Below are 14,150 nucleotides of genomic sequence, written 5' to 3'. Positions count from 1 at the left end.
TCAGTGCAACTCCTGCAGGAAACCAGAACGTGCCCGGTGGACTGCCGGGGCATGGGAAACGTTGAAGACATGAGGGTGACCTACAAGGGTATTGAGGTGTACGTGGGCACTGTCCCGGAAGAGTGGCCGAGCGTATTTCGAGGCGATCGGCGCGCTGTCGACGCGCAGGTCGGGTACGATTGCGCGGCGCCCCAGGCTCAGCGGCACCGCCAGCGCATTGCGCCCAGGCCGGTCGGTAGTGCCCCGGTCGCGCGGCAATCGCGCAGTGACGCCGGACCTGGCGTGAATGTCGCGATCGCGATTTCGGTCGTGTTCGAAGAACGCCATGTCCTCTCCCGGTTCATAACTCGTGCATATCAAGATAGCTTAACGTTAAGATACTTGGGAAGCGCCAGGTGATGGCAGGGATATGGCTCATACAGTTCAGGGTGAACGAACGGTGACGCAATGAAAGATCATGTCGATTTCGTCGTCGCGCAGTGGGCGCAGGCGATGCCCTCGGTGGACGCCTCGTCCATGGAGGTGTTCGGGCGCATGGCGCGCCTGCAGAAGCACCTGGAGCGCCGGCGCGGCGCGGTGCTGGAGCAATACGGTTTCAAGGAGGGTGAGTTCGATGTAATGGCGACGCTGCGCCGTGCCGGTGCGCCCTATCAACTCACGCCGACCGAACTGTACAACTCGCTGCTGATCACCTCTGGGGCGATGACCAACCGCCTCAACCGGCTCAAGGACGCCGGCATGATCGAACAACTCCATGACGCCGCCGACAAGCGCAGCTACAAGGTGGCGCTCACCGCCCAGGGCCTGCACAGCATCGAGCAGGCTGTCGGCAGCCATACCGCGCTGCAGAACCAGTTTCTCTCTTCCCTGGCGCCGGAGGAGCGCGAGGCGTTGGCACGCATGCTCAAGCGCATGCTGGCGGCGCTGCCCGAAGATGGCGAACCCATCCCATGAATCCCATTGGCGAGGAGACCTGTGCGTGCTGCACAGCAATTACCTGAAGCAGCTCGACCTGCAGGACATCGTGGTGTTTCTCAACCTGCTGGAACACCGCAGCGCCAAGCGCACGGCCGAACTGATGAATGTCAGCCAACCGACCGTGAGCTACTGCCTCAAGCGCCTGCGCGGATGCTTCGACGACACCCTGTTCGCCTCGTCGCAAGGCTTGCTGCAGCCCACGGCCAAGGCAGAAAAGATCGCCCCGTACCTGCGCGTGGTGATCGAATCGGTCAACCGCTGCGCCGAAGCCGATGCGTCCGCCGATGGGGTGGCCATGCCACGGATCTGGCGTCTGTGCGCGCCGGAGTACTTCGAGTTGGCCTTTCTGCCACAGGCCTTGGCCAGCCTGTCGCGCAGCCACGCCAACACCTCGCTGCACCTGGAGCGGCTGAGTCGCGACCTGCCGGTGGATCGGCTGATCGCCGGTGATATCGACCTGGCCATCGGCTTTGGCCCCAGCTACCACCAGTTGCATCCGGAACTGCAATGGCAGCCGGTGCTCAGTGACGGATTCGTCTGCTTGACCAGCGAGCGGGGCCTGGCTCAGCCGGGGGTCATGAGCCTGGACGAATTCTGTCAATCGGCGCACGTTTTTCCCACGCCGTGGATCTCGGAAAAAAACATGGTCGATGGCTGGCTGGAGAAGATCGGTCGCACCCGCAACGTGCTGGTGCGCGCCAATGGCTACCAGGCCTGCGTCAACATACTCGCGGCGGTGCCCGCCACCGTGTCGCTGCCGGCGCGTCTGCTCGCGCACCTGCGTATCCCCGAGGGGGTGATGCAATGCCAGCCGCCGATGGGCTTTCCGGTGTTCACGGTGGACATGATCTGGTCGCGCGACCGCAGCCTCAGCGGCGACGTCGCCAGTCTGCGCACCCTTATCCAGGATGTGGCGAGCGAGTTGCTTCGCGCCAGTTGAGGCGCTGACGAACAAGGACTACAGGTGCTCAGGATGAGTGAACCGAAAATGAACAACTCCTCGTCGTGCGCCCCGACCACCGTCGGCGCAGGCACGTTCCCTGTTGCGCAGAGGGTTTTAATTTTTGATCAGGGCTTTCGGTTTCTTGAAACCAGCCCACCCGGCATTTCCCCTACCTTGGTCTGGTCAGGCGGCGGATTGCTCGCCTGTCTGTAATCCATTTCCCAAGGAAGATGTCAGATGCTGGCCTATACACAACCGAGAATCCTACCCTTCTACCGTCAGCCCACCCCGTGCTACGGCTTCGAGTGCATTCATGCCGTCGAACCGGGACTGCGCGTCTTCGACTCGATGAGCACGGCGGACCTCTATGAGGATCTGGCCCACAGCGGCGCGGTGATCTACCGCGATTTCGCCGATTCGCTCGAGCACTTCAACGACTTCGTCAGTGCCCATTCCTCGCGCGTGACCTTCGATCCAGCACGCCAGGCGGCCACGACCAATACCGCCGAAATCGACGCCGGCGTTCACGAAATGGGTCTGCACCGGGAGAACGGCAACCTGCCGTTCAACCCGGACCTGCAGTGGTTCTACTGCCTGGAGGCGGCCGCAGTGGGCTCCGAAACCACGCTGTGCGACGGCGAGCGGGTGCTGTTCGACCTGTCGCCGACTACCCGCAAGCGCTTCCAGACCCAGCCCATCCGCTACGCCCGGCGCATTCCCTGGCACAACGTGCGACGGTTCCTCAGCATCGAGTTGCAACTGCCGCTGGAGAGCATCACCGACGAGCACCTGGAGCAGGTCAACCAGCAGGTGGCCGGCCAGACCTATCGGCGCATCGACCAGAACCTGATCGCCTCGCAACTGATCATCAGCGCCGTGGAAACCAGCGCGTTCAGTGGCCGTCAGGCGTTCTGCAACTCCATGCTCGGCCCCAGCGTCAACTACGAGCCGCCACGCATCACCTGGGCTGACGGCGAGGCCATCGCACTGGAGATCTGGGACGAAATCAAGGAAGTGACTGCCCGCAACACCTACAGTCACTTCTGGAAAAAGGGCGACATCATGGTCGTCGACAATACCCGGGTCATGCATGGCCGTCGCCGTCTGGACGATCTTGCCCGGCGCATCTTCGGCGCCCAGAGCTACCGTCTGGCAGGAGCCGAGCAATGATCAGCCAGATGATGCAACGCTACCTGGCCAGCACCCCAGATCGCGTGGCGATCCGCGAAATGCACGGGCGCAGCTACACCCTGCACGGCCTGCGCGACGACGTGCAGCGCTTGGCCGATGCCCTGCAAGCGCGGGTTGGCGACTGCCAGCGCAAGGTCTTCGGTATCGCCATGCGCTCGAGCTATGAGTGGGTCTACACCCTGCTGGCGATCCAGAAAGTTGGTGGTGTGCTGTTGCCGGTGCCAATCGAGTTCTCCGACGACCAGATCGGCAGCTTGCTCGGCAAAGCAGCGGCGGTATTCGTCAGCGACCAGGGCACTGCCGGGCGCCTGCAACGCATCCTGCCGGAAAAACCCAGCTTCATTCCCCGTCAGTTGATGGCGCAGGGGCCGGGTGAACCCTGGACGCAGAACGACGAGTTGCTGCCCGCCGGCATCGTCTCGGTGATTCATACCTCCGGCACCACCTCGCGGCCCAAGGGCGTGATGATCCGCGACGAAGCGGTCGGTCTGCTGGTGGACAACGTGTTCAAGCGCCTGCCGCCGCAGCCGCTGCATTACTTTTCCATCGTGCCCATGAGCCTGCTGATCGAACAGGTGCTGGGGGTGTTCATCCCACTGCTTTCCGGCGGCAGCCTGACCCTGATGCCCGAAGGGTTGGCCGAGTACGGTGCGGCCAGCGGCAATGCCCGTCACTATCTGGAGTTGATCGCACCGAACCGGCCCAACTTCCTGTACCTGCCGCCCAAGTTGCTGGAGGAGGCCAATCTGTTGCTGGAGCAGGGCGCCAGCGTCGAGCAACTGTTCGGTCCGGGTGCGCCACACATCATCACCGGCGGCGCGAAGATGCCTGTCAGTGTGTTGCACGCCTTGGACGCGCACGGGGTGCAGGTGTTCGAGGCCTACGGCCTGAGCGAAAACTCGTCGATCATCTCGCTCAATTCTCCCGCCCAACGCCGCATCGGCTCGGCCGGCACGCTGCTCGACGGCATCGAGCCGAAACTGGTCGATGGCGAGTTGCTGGTGAAGACCCCGACCCTGTGCGCCGGCTACTACAACGCCGACGACACCGCCTGCGACCTGTCCGACGGCTACTTGCACACCGGCGACATCGCCGAGTTGCGCGAGGGCTTCCTGTACATCACCGGGCGCAAGAAGCACGTGATCATCCTCTCGACGGCGCGCAACATTTCGCCGGAATGGGTGGAGAACGTCTACAAGGAGAGCCCGCTGATCGACGACATGATCGTCATGGGCGAGGGCCGTGACGAGCCGTGCGCGCTGGTGCTGAGCACTGCCGACGAGGCGGCCGTACGGAACGAGATGACTCGCCTGGAGCCACGCCTGGCTGATTTCGCGCGGGTCAGGCGGCTGCGTGTGATCGACGACATCGCCACGTTCCGTGAGCGCTTCTACACCGTGACCGGTCGCCCACGCCGGGCCGAGATCGAAGCGCACTTCATCGACCGTTTGTACACCTAGGACAGGACGTCAGCCATGTACATCGTGCGCAATTTCTACAAGGGACGTCCCGGCTACCGTTGCCTGCAGGAGGCGGTGCGCGCCCACTACCTCAAGCACTACGACGCCACGCCTGAGCCGCAGCCGGACCTGTTCGTCTGCCTGACCGGCTCCAGTGGCGGTGCGCCGGGCTATGCCTGCGCCGGCATCAGCTACGGCGATTCCGGCAAGCTGTTCAGCGAGTACTACCTGGATACGCCGCTGGATCAGCGCTACGCGCTGGACCGCGGGCGTATCGCCGAAATCGGCGCGTTCGCCTCGTTCCAGAGCGGCAGCGGTGCCGGCAAGTACTTGCTGGACAACGTCATCCGCACCCTGGCCTTGCGCAATTTCGGCCTGGTGGTGCTGACTGCCACGCCGCAGGTGCGCCAACTGCTGGCGCCCATCGTCGATAACCTCGACGACCTGGGCGCGGCCGATCCCCGGCGGGTCAAGGATCCCGCCGTCAACTGGGGCCGCTACTACCAGCAGGCACCGCGAGTATTGGCTTCGCGCCTGTCCTCGCCCAGTGCCTGGCTGAAAGCGCCGACCCTGCTTTCACCCTCACCGCAGCACGCCCCAACGGCGTCTGTCTGACCCATGAGCAGACCGGGCTGGAGTGCCCGGTCTGTCGGAGAGCTTATGCACGCCACCAAGCGTTACGAAAACTTCATCGTGTTCCTGGCCCCGCTGGTCAACAGCCTCGGCGGCATCGCCATCGACCTGTACGCGCCGAGCCTGCCGTCCATCGGTCGCGAATTGGGCGCAGGCCCGGCGCTGATGCAAAACACCATCACCATCACCTTGCTGTTCTATGCGCTGGGGCAGTTGTTCTTCGGCATCATGGCCGACGCCCGGGGCCGACGCCCGGCGGTGCTGCTCGGGCTTGGGGTGTTCCTGGTCGGCAGCCTGCTGGCGACCGCCGCCACCTCCATCGAGATGCTGCTGTTGGCCCGCGCCCTGCAAGGCTTCGCCATTGGCGCCTGCCAGGTGGTGGCGCGCGCGGTGCTGGTGGACGTGGTCAAGGGGCCGCGATTCTATGTGGCGATCATCTACCTGAGCCTGGCCTTTGGCCTGGGCCCGGTGATCGCGCCCTATATCGGCGGCTTGATCGAAGTACACTTCGGCTGGCGATACAACTTCGTGCTCTACGCCGCCTATGCGCTGCTGATACTGACGTTCGTGGTCGCCGGGCTCAAGGAGTCGCTGCCCGTCGAGTCGCGACGCCGTCCGTTGCAGACGCTGGGCGGCTACCGGGTGATTCTGGCCGACCGAGGCTTTCGCGCCGCCGTCGTGGTGCTGGGCTCGAGCTTTTCCGCGTTCCTGCTGTGGAATGTGTTCGGCCCGCACATCGTGCAGGACGTGCTCGGCCACGATGCCCACTACTTCGGCAGTACGGCGCTGGGCGTGGGCTGCTGCTACCTGACCGGCACCTTGGTCAATCGCGCGCTGATTCGCAGGCTGTCGCCGGACACACTGATGTGGAGCGGGCTGGCGCTGTTCCTCGGCGGCGTACTGTGCATCACCGCCGCGCCCCAGACCTTGAGCCTGATGCCGCTGCTCGGTGGCATCATGCTCATCGCCTTTGGCCAGGGCTTTATCTTCTCCAACGCCATGGCCCGCTCGATGGCGCTGTTTCCCGACCGCGCCGGGGTGGCGGCGAGCCTGCAGGGTTGTTTGATGCTGGTGTTCGGCTCGCTGGCCTCGGCCAGCGTCAGTGGCCTGGACGTGGAAAGCAACCTGGCGATCGCCGGGGTGTTCGGTGTGCTGCTGCTGGTGTCGCTGTCGGGGATGGTCGGCGCGCGGGTGGCCCGGCAGGCGTCGCTGGCGTAAGGCTGCGCGCCCTGCGCGTGCAGGGCGCGATCGACCGACTAGACCGGTTCCACTTCCTGCTTGTACAGGCGCATGCCGCGTGCCTGGTAGTTGGCCAGGGCGGCCGGGTGGTCGAGGCTGCAGGTGTGCAGCCAGACGCGTCGAGTGCCCGGCCAGCTCCAGGCGTCGCGCAGGGCCTGGCTCAACAGGGGGCCACCGAAGCCTCGGTCGAGGAACTGCGGCGCCAGGCCGAAATAGCGAATTTCGACGTTCTCGCCATCAGGCCGTTGCAGCTCGTAATACCCGGCGATGGCCCCGCGGTGGTAGGCCACCCAGGTACGGTGGCACGCCTGACCGATCTCGGCCTGCCATTGTTCGTCTGTCCAGTGATCCAGGTCGGTCCACGACCAGTCGCTACCCACCAGTTGGTAGAGAAAGCGATTGAACGCCGGCTGTACGATTTCGCACTCGACCACGTTCAGATCGTCGCGTGCTGGCTTGGCGCGCAACTGGTCAGGGGAAGTCATCTCCAGGTAGTAGACGGTCTGGGTATCGGTCACCGGCGCAGCTCCAGGTCGTGGGCAAGGCCGCTAGGGTACCTGTGCGCGGGGGCGCCGCAAAGGGTGATGACAAGCCTTCAATGGCGCTGAAGGTCGCCTGGGGTATCGATGTCGTGCAGGATGCCGGGATCGTCGACCTCGATCACCTGGCAGGCGTGAGGATTGGCCTCGATGAGCGCGCGCCCACCGTGGTCGCCGTCCAGGCGCGCCAGTGCGGGCCAGAAGCGTCGGCCGAAGATCACCGGATGGCCGCGTCGGCCTCGATAACACGGCAGCACAATCGACTGCTGATCGGCCTGGCAGGCCAGTGTCGTCAGCGTTGCCGCTGCAATCCATGGCATGTCGCCGAGCAACACGGCGACGGCGTGAGCATCGCTGGCCGCCATGGCGTCGATGCCGGCGGCAAGGCTGGCGCCCATGCCGTCGAGCGCGTGTTCGGCGTGCACGGTGCGTACCCGACTCCCGATGCCGAGCGTGGACGGGTCGTCACCGGGGCGCAGCACCACGTAAACCCTGTCGAAGCTTTCCAGCACCCGCGCCAGCGTCGCCTGCAGGACAGTGTGCGTGTCATCTAGCCGCGCCTGGCGCTTGTCGCTGCCGAACCGCGACCCTTGTCCGGCCGCCAGTACCAGCGCGGCGCAGCGCGTACGGTGGTGGGTTCGACTCATGCTGCCGGCTGCGCCAGTTCCTGGGCCTGCTTGGCCTTGGTCACGCTGACCGCCCCCGGCAATTCCACACCATTCTTTGCCGCGAGGATTTCGGCCATCACGCTCACGGCGATTTCCGCAGGGGTCTTGCTGCCGATGTAGATTCCGATGGGCCCGCGCAGGCGGGCGAGGCTTGCCGGGGTCTGCTCGAAATGCTCGATCAGACGTGCCCGACGCTGCTGGCTGTTGCGCCGCGAACCGATGGCGCCGATGTAGAATGCCGGGCCCTGAAGGGCTTCGAGCAGGGCCAGGTCATCGAGCTTGGGGTCGTGGCTAACGGCGACGATGCAGGTGCGCAGGTCGGCGGCGAAGTCGCGCACCACGTCGTCGGGCATGCCCACCCGGCAGTCCACCCCGGCCACGTTCCAGCCGGCGATGTACTCCGGGCGTGGGTCGCACACCGATACGCGAAAACCGTTGAACAGGGCCATGGTCGCCAGGTATTCGGCCAGCGCGCCGGCACCGATCAACAGCAGGCGATACCCGGGACCGAGGGTGTTGACCAGGTACTGGCCATCGCAGTTGAACTGCTCGGGCGTGGCGGTGACCAGCAACGTCGCTTCTCCGTCATGCAGGGCCACTTGGCGGCGCACCAGGTGACCGCTGTCGAGCTGCTCGAGCAGGTGGGACAACGACTGCCAGCAGGGCGAGAATTCCAGGATCAGTTCCAGCGTGCCGCCACAGGGCAGGCCGAAGCGGTGCGCTTCGTCGGCGCTGACGCCATAGCGCACCTGCTGCGGCGGGCTGTCGGGCAAGCCAGGGCCGCCGTAGGCGTCGGTGTATCGATGGATCAGGTCGTCCTCGATGCAGCCACCGGAGACGCTGCCAACCACCCGGCCGTCGGCGCGCAGGGCCATCATCGAGCCCACCGGGCGCGGCGAGGAACCCCAGGTGTGGGCAACCGTGGCCAACAGCACGCGGTGGCCGGCCTGCAGCCAGTCCCGCGCCGTGCGCAGCACCAGCAGGTCGATACTTTCCATGGGCACTCCTTGGGCGATTCGAGACCCGCTGCATCTGGCGCAGCGGGTGAGTTTCAGCGCATGTGCAGCACGATCGGGCTGCTGCTGGCCGGGTCAGTGTGCTCACGCAGCTTGGCAACGTCTTTGGCATCGACGGCACCGCCGTGGTTCCCCCAGGCGCTGCGCACGTAGCTCAGCACCTGGGCGATTTCCTCGTCGCTCATCTGCTGACGCAGCGCCGGCATGCGGTAGGCGTCCGGCACCCCGGCCGCGACGATGCGCTGCGAGCCGTTCAAGGTGATGTTGATCGCCGAAGCGTTCTCCTTGGCCAGCATCGAGCTGGCGCCGGCCAGCGGCGGAATCCATTCGGCCTGGCCCTGGCCTTGAAGGCCGTGGCACGACGCACAGCGGGTGACATAGCTGTGCGCGCCGGGCTTGTCCAGCTCGCTGGCCGCCGACACCGCCTGGTACTGCCAGGGCGTGCCGTCGCGCGCAGGGTCGCCCGGCAGCGACTTGAGGTAGCGGGCGATGGCGCCCAGGTCGTCGTCGCTCATGAACTGCGTGGAGTTGTTGAAGGCCTCGGTCATCGAGCCGTAGACCACCGCGTGCTGGTTACGCCCGGTCTTGAGGAACTGCACCATGTCCGCCTCGCTCCAGCGGCCCAACCCGGTGTTGGGGTCTTGGCGCAGGCTCGGCGCATACCAGCCGTCGAGCAGGGCACCGGCGAGAAACGCCTTGCCAGACTCGTCGAGCGCCTTTTCGTTGAACGCCAAGCCCCGCGGCGTATGACAACTGCCGCAGTGCCCTGGACCCTGGACGATGTAGGCGCCCCGGTTCCACAGCGGGTCTTCGGTAGCCTTCTGCGCGTACGGCATGTCGGCCGCGAACAGCCCGTTCCACAGGGCGATCGGCCAGCGCATGTTCAGTGGCCAGGGAATGTCGCTGGGGATATTGGCCTGCTGGACCGGCTGCACACCTTGCATGAAGAAGGCGTACAGCGCGCGCACGTCTTCATCGCTGAGCTTGGCATAAGACGGGTAGGGCATGGCCGGGTACAGCCGCCGCCCACCGGGTGCGACGCCATGGCGGACGGCGCGGTCGAAGTCGGCCAGGCTATAGGCGCCGATACCGCTGTCACGGTCGGGGGTGATGTTGGTGGCATGGATCGCGCCCAGTGGGGTGGCCATTTCCAGCCCGCCGGCGAACGGCGCCTGGCCAGGCAAGCTATGGCAGGCCACGCAGTCGCTCAGGCGCGCGACGTACTCGCCGCGGTTGACCAAGGCGCGATCCTGCTCGGCCGCCTGCTGCTCGAACGGTGAGGCGATCTCGCGGTTGACGTACCAGGCGGTGAAACCGGCAGCGACCAGGCACGGCAGCGCCAACCAGCGGAGGGTGGTGGACAATCGGTTGTTCATGGCGGCTTCCGTGTCAGGCGAAGGTATGTCGGCTCAGGGGCAGGCTGCGCACGCGCTGGCCGGTCAGCCGCGCGACGGCGTTGGCCACTGCAGGCGCCACGGCCGGCAACGGCGGCTCGCCGATGCCGCCCATCTTCGCGCCGCTCTCGACGATGCGCACATGCACCCGGGCCATGCGCGACGGCGCCAGGATCGGGTACAGATCGTAGTTGCGCGCGCGCGGCAGACCATTGACGTACACCGCTTCCTCCACAAGCGTCTGCGACAGGCCCAGGGCCACGGCGCCGTTGACCTGATGCTCGATGATCGACGGGTTGACGATGCTGCCTGGGTCGATCGCCTGCCAGATGTCATGCACTTTGACCTGGCCGTTCTCCAGCGACACCTCGGCGATCACTGCCGCCTCCGAGCCGAACGGCGAGGCCATGGCCACGCCTCGGGCGCGTCGGGAGCCGTCCTCAGCGGTGAAGGGGCCCGGCTTCCAGCCGCCGGACAGCTCGCCCACGGCCTTGAGCAGGGTGGTCAGGCGTGCATTGTCGCGCAGCAGGTGCAGGCGCAACTCGAAGGGATCCTGGCCGCCTTTGTCGGCCAACTCGTCGAGGAACGACTCGTAGAAGAAGTCGTTCAGCGAGTTGCCCACCGAGCGCCAGTAGCCGAGCATGGCCGGGCCTTTGACGTAGATCTGCGCGATGCGTTTGTTGGCGATGGCGTAGGCTTTGCCCGACAGCCCTTCCAGCGCGGTCGGATCGATCTTTTCACCCTGCTTGCCGGCCAGGGCTTCGGTCGGGCCTTCGGTGGCACTGACCGCTTCGATGGCCACTGGCAGGCCTTTGTCGTCGAGTCCAGCGCGGAATTTCACCGCCGCCACTGGACGCAGCACGTCACGCAGGAATTCTTCTTCCCGGGTCCAGATCAGCTTCACTGGACGGCCGACCGCCTTGGCCAGGGCAATGGCTTGGGGATAAGGGTTGGCCGATTCGTAGAGGAAGTGGCGACCGAAGAACCCGCCCAACAGCGGCGAGTGCAGAATGATCTGCTCCTTGGCCAGGCCGGTGCGCTGGGCGATGTCGTCGCGGAACATGTCCGGCGCCTGGTTCGGCAGCCATACCTCCAGCGAGCCGTCGGCATTGAAGCGGGCCAGGGCTGACGGCGGCTCGAGCTGGGCGTGGTTGAGGTATTGATTGTGGTAGGTGGCTTCTACCTGGGTCTTGGCGCCCTTGAGCGCCTCGGCCACATCGCCTTCATGCTCGTCGTCGCGTAACGGGCCGGTCTGCGCGGCCAGATGATCGCGCCAGGCGTCACTGGAGAAGTCGGCCGGCATCGCACGCACCTTCACGTCGGCGCCAGGTTCTTGCCAGTCCACTTGCACGGCTTCGGCGCCCCGCTTGGCGTGCCACCAACGCTCGGCCACCACGGCCACGGCGCCGGGCAGTACATGCACCGAGTGCACGCCTTTCATGGCTTTGACCTGTGCCTCGTTGCGCAGCCTGCCGACACTCATGCCCAGGCGCGGGGCGTGTTGCACAGCGGCGTGGAGCATGTCGTCGACGGCGATGTCGATGCAGTACTGCGCCTTGCCGGTGGACTTGTCATAGGCATCCAGACGCCGCACGGGTTTGCCGATCCAGCGGAACTGGCTGGGGTCGCGCAGCTTGAGGGTGCTCGGGTCCGGCACGGGCAGGTCCAGGGCACCGCTGGCCAGTTCGCCATAGTCCAGCGAGCGCCCCGAGGCGGCATGCAGCACTTTGCCCGGCTCGGTGGTGAGCTCGCCGACCGGCACCTTCAGTTTCTCGGCCGCCGCCTGCAGCAGCATGGCGCGGGCCAGGGCACCGAGGCGGCGCATGGTCGGGTAGCTCATGCGCACCGACATGCTGCCGCCGGTGATGCGCATGCCGTTTTCCATGACCACGTAGGCTTCGCCGGGCGGCGCGCTCTGGACCACGAAGCGGGCAGGGTCCAGGTCGAGTTCTTCACCGACGATCTGCGCCATGGCGGTATGGGTGCCTTGGCCGCCCTCCATGAACGGGCACAGCAGGCGCACGCTGCCGTCGGGGCGCAGTTCCAGGAACGCCGGCACCTGGGTGCCGCGTTGATCGGCGGCGGCCGTTGCCGCCTGAACCCGCGCCGAGCCCAGCGGCAGGCCGAAGCCGAGCACCAGTGCGCCGATGGCGCTGCCGGCCAGGAAGCGTCGGCGCGACAGGTTCAGTGGACGATCCAGCGGCAGGTCAGGCAGGGCCAGGGGACGTTCGAACAGGGCGTTCATCAGGCGCTCTCCTTCCCGGCGGGCTGGGTGGCGAGCGCATGCACGGCGGCATGGATCGCATTGTAGGTACCGCAGCGGCACAGGTTGACCATCGCCGCGCTGATCTGCTCGTCGCTGGGCGCCGGTGTGTGCTTGAGCAGCGCCGTAGCGGCCATCACCTGGCCGGACTGGCAGTAGCCACACTGCGCCACCTGCTGGTCGACCCAAGTGGCGACCACGCGCTGGCCGACTGGGTCGGCTTCGATCGCTTCGATGGTGGTGACTTCACGGCCGACCACGCCGGCCACCGGGGTGACGCAGGCGCGCACCACATTGCCGTCCACCAGCACCGAGCAGGCGCCGCACTGCGCCAGGCCGCAGCCGTACTTGGTGCCGGTCAGGCCGAGGTCGTCGCGGATCACCCACAGCAGGGGCGTGTCGTCGTCGGCGTCGACCTGGTAGGTCTTCTGGTTGATGCGTAGTTCCATGGCGTTCACCCGCTGATCATCGGTTCTTGTGTCGTCGTTATAGGCAGCACGGCGCAGCGAGGCGCGGCACTGGCAGGATGACCTATGCTGGGTAGCGAGGCGGATTCCTGACCTGAAAACTCTAGACCGTGGCAGGGATGTTTCCTATCCATCGGTCAGTAAGTTCAGAGGATCAGGCAAGCATTCAGGTGGATTGCGCTAGGCATGCGCGGGCGAAACGTTCAGAAGAAGCTGCGCTGGGCCTTGAGCGTGACCATGCCGTCGCAGAAGGTATTCATGCCCGAGTACGCCCCGCAGCCGCCGCCACTGAGGTCGGAGTTGCTGTAGATCAGGTCGAGGTCCACGCCCAACCAGGGCCGCGACAGTTGCAACGACCAGTCATTGAAGCTGTCGACCTGGCTACCGTCGCCAATGGTGTATGGCGTGCCCAGGCGATGGTGCGCCACCTTGAGGGTGACGCTTGCCTGGATCAGCGGCACGTGGCCGAAATCGGCGAACAGGGTGCCGGTGCGATTGCTCGGGTTGTCGTTCAGCGCGCCGCCCAAGCGCGTGCCGAGCAGGGACAGGCCGCCGTACAGCGCGTGGCTGTCGGGGCGCGAGAGCGTGGGATAGCTGTAGCGGATCAGGCCCGCTTCATAGCCGAGGCTGTCGGTGAAACGCTGCTTGTAGCCCAGGTAGCTGTCGAGCTTGAAGGTCGAGGCCGCGCTCAGGCCCATGCTCGGGGCGTACTGGCCGACGTACCAGCCGCTGCGGTGGGTGAGGTCCAGGCCGCCATGAAAGGCGCCGGACGCGCTGGGTGAGATCAGCCCCTGGGCCATGCTGCGCGAGGGCGTGGTGCCAAGCTTGAAGTCGAAATCGCCCAGTTGTCGTTGGATCTGCTGGGCCGCGAGAGGGGCGCTGAAAAGCAGCGTCGCGCTCAGCAACAGGAGGGGCCTGGTCATGCGCGCTGTCCTGGAAGTGCCGTGTCAGAGCCCCAGAGGATACAACCACAACGCTGTTGAGAAAACCTCGCTTGTCGCTGAGCGCTGGGCCGATAGCGCGCGTATCGACCCTGGGGCGGCGCGACCTTAGCTGCCGCCGCCAGCTCCACCACCGCCAGCGCCGCTACCACCGGAGCCTGTGCCGCCACCCATGCCGCCGCCATTGCCCGTGGAACCTGAGCCATTGCCCATGCTGCCGGAACCGTTGCCCATGCTGCCCGAGCCATTGCCGGTGGTGCCCGAGCCATTGCCCATGCTACCGGTTGCGGTGCCATCGCCGCCGGTGCCGTGGGTACCGTTTTCGCGGGTGCTGCCGCTGCCCGAGCCCATGCTTTCGCCCGGCGTGCCCATGCCGCTGGCGCCCCTTGCTGGGTGCCCATACCGGGGGTCTGTTGGC

The 14,150-nt window shown here is 65.9% G+C and carries 15 protein-coding genes; 6 read left to right on the top strand and 9 right to left on the bottom strand.

The genetic code is table 11. The features are described from left to right. Positions 1–327 (bottom strand): hypothetical protein, encoded by a 327-nt coding sequence (locus GKC70_RS13330; protein WP_342648915.1) that lies wholly within the window; start codon positions 325–327, stop codon positions 1–3. A gap of 120 nt (positions 328–447) precedes the next feature. On the opposite strand from GKC70_RS13330, the gene GKC70_RS13325 reads away from it, so the two are divergent. The 6 genes from GKC70_RS13325 (at position 448) to GKC70_RS13300 (ending at position 6,423) form a co-directional block, all read left to right on the top strand. Continuing rightward, positions 448–954 (top strand): MarR family transcriptional regulator, encoded by a 507-nt coding sequence (locus GKC70_RS13325; protein WP_029614061.1) that lies wholly within the window; start codon positions 448–450, stop codon positions 952–954. Positions 955–979: 25 nt separating this feature from the next. Beyond that, complete coding sequence (locus tag GKC70_RS13320) at positions 980–1,918, top strand: LysR family transcriptional regulator (protein WP_116888067.1); 939 nt, start codon at positions 980–982, stop codon at positions 1,916–1,918. A gap of 240 nt (positions 1,919–2,158) precedes the next feature. Continuing rightward, positions 2,159–3,091, top strand: a complete 933-nt coding sequence (locus tag GKC70_RS13315; protein ID WP_052192017.1) for a TauD/TfdA family dioxygenase — start codon at positions 2,159–2,161, stop codon at positions 3,089–3,091. After that, positions 3,088–4,572, top strand: coding sequence for an AMP-binding protein (locus GKC70_RS13310; RefSeq protein ID WP_342648914.1), 1,485 nt, complete (start codon positions 3,088–3,090; stop codon positions 4,570–4,572). Before GKC70_RS13315 ends, GKC70_RS13310 begins: the two co-directional genes overlap by 4 nt. Before the next feature lie 15 nt (positions 4,573–4,587). Continuing rightward, on the top strand, positions 4,588–5,187 hold the full coding sequence (locus GKC70_RS13305; RefSeq protein ID WP_052192019.1) for a thermostable hemolysin: 600 nt from the start codon (positions 4,588–4,590) through the stop codon (positions 5,185–5,187). Positions 5,188–5,232: 45 nt separating this feature from the next. Beyond that, the gene (locus GKC70_RS13300; RefSeq protein ID WP_342648913.1) at positions 5,233–6,423 is read left to right on the top strand and encodes a multidrug effflux MFS transporter; all 1,191 of its coding nucleotides are present in this window, start codon (positions 5,233–5,235) and stop codon (positions 6,421–6,423) included. Between the two features lie 38 nt (positions 6,424–6,461). On the opposite strand, the gene GKC70_RS13295 is transcribed toward GKC70_RS13300, so the two are convergent. From GKC70_RS13295 to GKC70_RS13260, 8 genes are all read right to left on the bottom strand, one after another. Beyond that, complete coding sequence (locus tag GKC70_RS13295; protein WP_304484384.1) at positions 6,462–6,962, bottom strand: GNAT family N-acetyltransferase; 501 nt, start codon at positions 6,960–6,962, stop codon at positions 6,462–6,464. Between the two features lie 77 nt (positions 6,963–7,039). Next, a complete protein-coding gene (locus GKC70_RS13290; protein ID WP_342648912.1) occupies positions 7,040–7,630 on the bottom strand; it encodes a nucleotidyltransferase family protein in 591 nt (196 codons plus the stop codon). After that, entirely contained in the window at positions 7,627–8,649 is a 1,023-nt protein-coding gene (locus tag GKC70_RS13285; protein WP_342648911.1) for an XdhC family protein, read from the bottom strand. The genes GKC70_RS13290 and GKC70_RS13285 overlap by 4 nt, the downstream gene beginning before the upstream one ends. 53 nt (positions 8,650–8,702) lie before the next feature. Then, entirely contained in the window at positions 8,703–10,043 is a 1,341-nt protein-coding gene (locus GKC70_RS13280) for a cytochrome c (protein WP_342648910.1), read from the bottom strand. A gap of 13 nt (positions 10,044–10,056) precedes the next feature. Then, positions 10,057–12,306 carry a molybdopterin cofactor-binding domain-containing protein gene (locus GKC70_RS13275; protein ID WP_342648909.1) on the bottom strand — a complete coding sequence of 750 codons (2,250 nt, stop codon included), beginning with the start codon at positions 12,304–12,306 and terminating at the stop codon, positions 10,057–10,059. After that, entirely contained in the window at positions 12,306–12,773 is a 468-nt protein-coding gene (locus tag GKC70_RS13270; protein WP_039577293.1) for a (2Fe-2S)-binding protein, read from the bottom strand. Before GKC70_RS13270 ends, GKC70_RS13275 begins: the two co-directional genes overlap by 1 nt. A 221-nt stretch (positions 12,774–12,994) precedes the next feature. Further along, the gene (locus tag GKC70_RS13265) at positions 12,995–13,714 is read right to left on the bottom strand and encodes a TorF family putative porin (RefSeq protein WP_317871558.1); all 720 of its coding nucleotides are present in this window, start codon (positions 13,712–13,714) and stop codon (positions 12,995–12,997) included. Between the two features lie 126 nt (positions 13,715–13,840). Then, a complete protein-coding gene (locus tag GKC70_RS13260) occupies positions 13,841–14,104 on the bottom strand; it encodes a hypothetical protein (RefSeq protein ID WP_342648908.1) in 264 nt (87 codons plus the stop codon). Between the last annotated feature and the right edge of the window lie 46 nt (positions 14,105–14,150).

Origin of the sequence: Pseudomonas sp. REB1044, from assembly GCF_038813925.1 — a bacterium.
In the GTDB taxonomy this organism is placed as follows: domain Bacteria; phylum Pseudomonadota; class Gammaproteobacteria; order Pseudomonadales; family Pseudomonadaceae; genus Aquipseudomonas; species Aquipseudomonas boreofloridensis.
The sequence above is the reverse complement of the archived record's forward strand: the minus strand, read 5'-3'. Positions and strand labels throughout refer to the sequence as shown.

Coding starts and splice junctions, on each gene's coding strand:
- GKC70_RS13305 (WP_052192019.1), top strand. CDS start 4,588: ATGTACATCGTGCGCAATTTCTACAAGGGACGTCCCGGCTACCGTTGC.
- GKC70_RS13300 (WP_342648913.1), top strand. CDS start 5,233: ATGCACGCCACCAAGCGTTACGAAAACTTCATCGTGTTCCTGGCCCCG.
- GKC70_RS13270 (WP_039577293.1), bottom strand. CDS start 12,773: ATGGAACTACGCATCAACCAGAAGACCTACCAGGTCGACGCCGACGAC.
- GKC70_RS13310 (WP_342648914.1), top strand. CDS start 3,088: ATGATCAGCCAGATGATGCAACGCTACCTGGCCAGCACCCCAGATCGC.
- GKC70_RS13280 (WP_342648910.1), bottom strand. CDS start 10,043: ATGAACAACCGATTGTCCACCACCCTCCGCTGGTTGGCGCTGCCGTGC.
- GKC70_RS13265 (WP_317871558.1), bottom strand. CDS start 13,714: ATGACCAGGCCCCTCCTGTTGCTGAGCGCGACGCTGCTTTTCAGCGCC.
- GKC70_RS13260 (WP_342648908.1), bottom strand. CDS start 14,104: ATGGGCACGCCGGGCGAAAGCATGGGCTCGGGCAGCGGCAGCACCCGC.
- GKC70_RS13325 (WP_029614061.1), top strand. CDS start 448: ATGAAAGATCATGTCGATTTCGTCGTCGCGCAGTGGGCGCAGGCGATG.
- GKC70_RS13275 (WP_342648909.1), bottom strand. CDS start 12,306: ATGAACGCCCTGTTCGAACGTCCCCTGGCCCTGCCTGACCTGCCGCTG.
- GKC70_RS13315 (WP_052192017.1), top strand. CDS start 2,159: ATGCTGGCCTATACACAACCGAGAATCCTACCCTTCTACCGTCAGCCC.
- GKC70_RS13290 (WP_342648912.1), bottom strand. CDS start 7,630: ATGAGTCGAACCCACCACCGTACGCGCTGCGCCGCGCTGGTACTGGCG.
- GKC70_RS13285 (WP_342648911.1), bottom strand. CDS start 8,649: ATGGAAAGTATCGACCTGCTGGTGCTGCGCACGGCGCGGGACTGGCTG.
- GKC70_RS13330 (WP_342648915.1), bottom strand. CDS start 327: ATGGCGTTCTTCGAACACGACCGAAATCGCGATCGCGACATTCACGCC.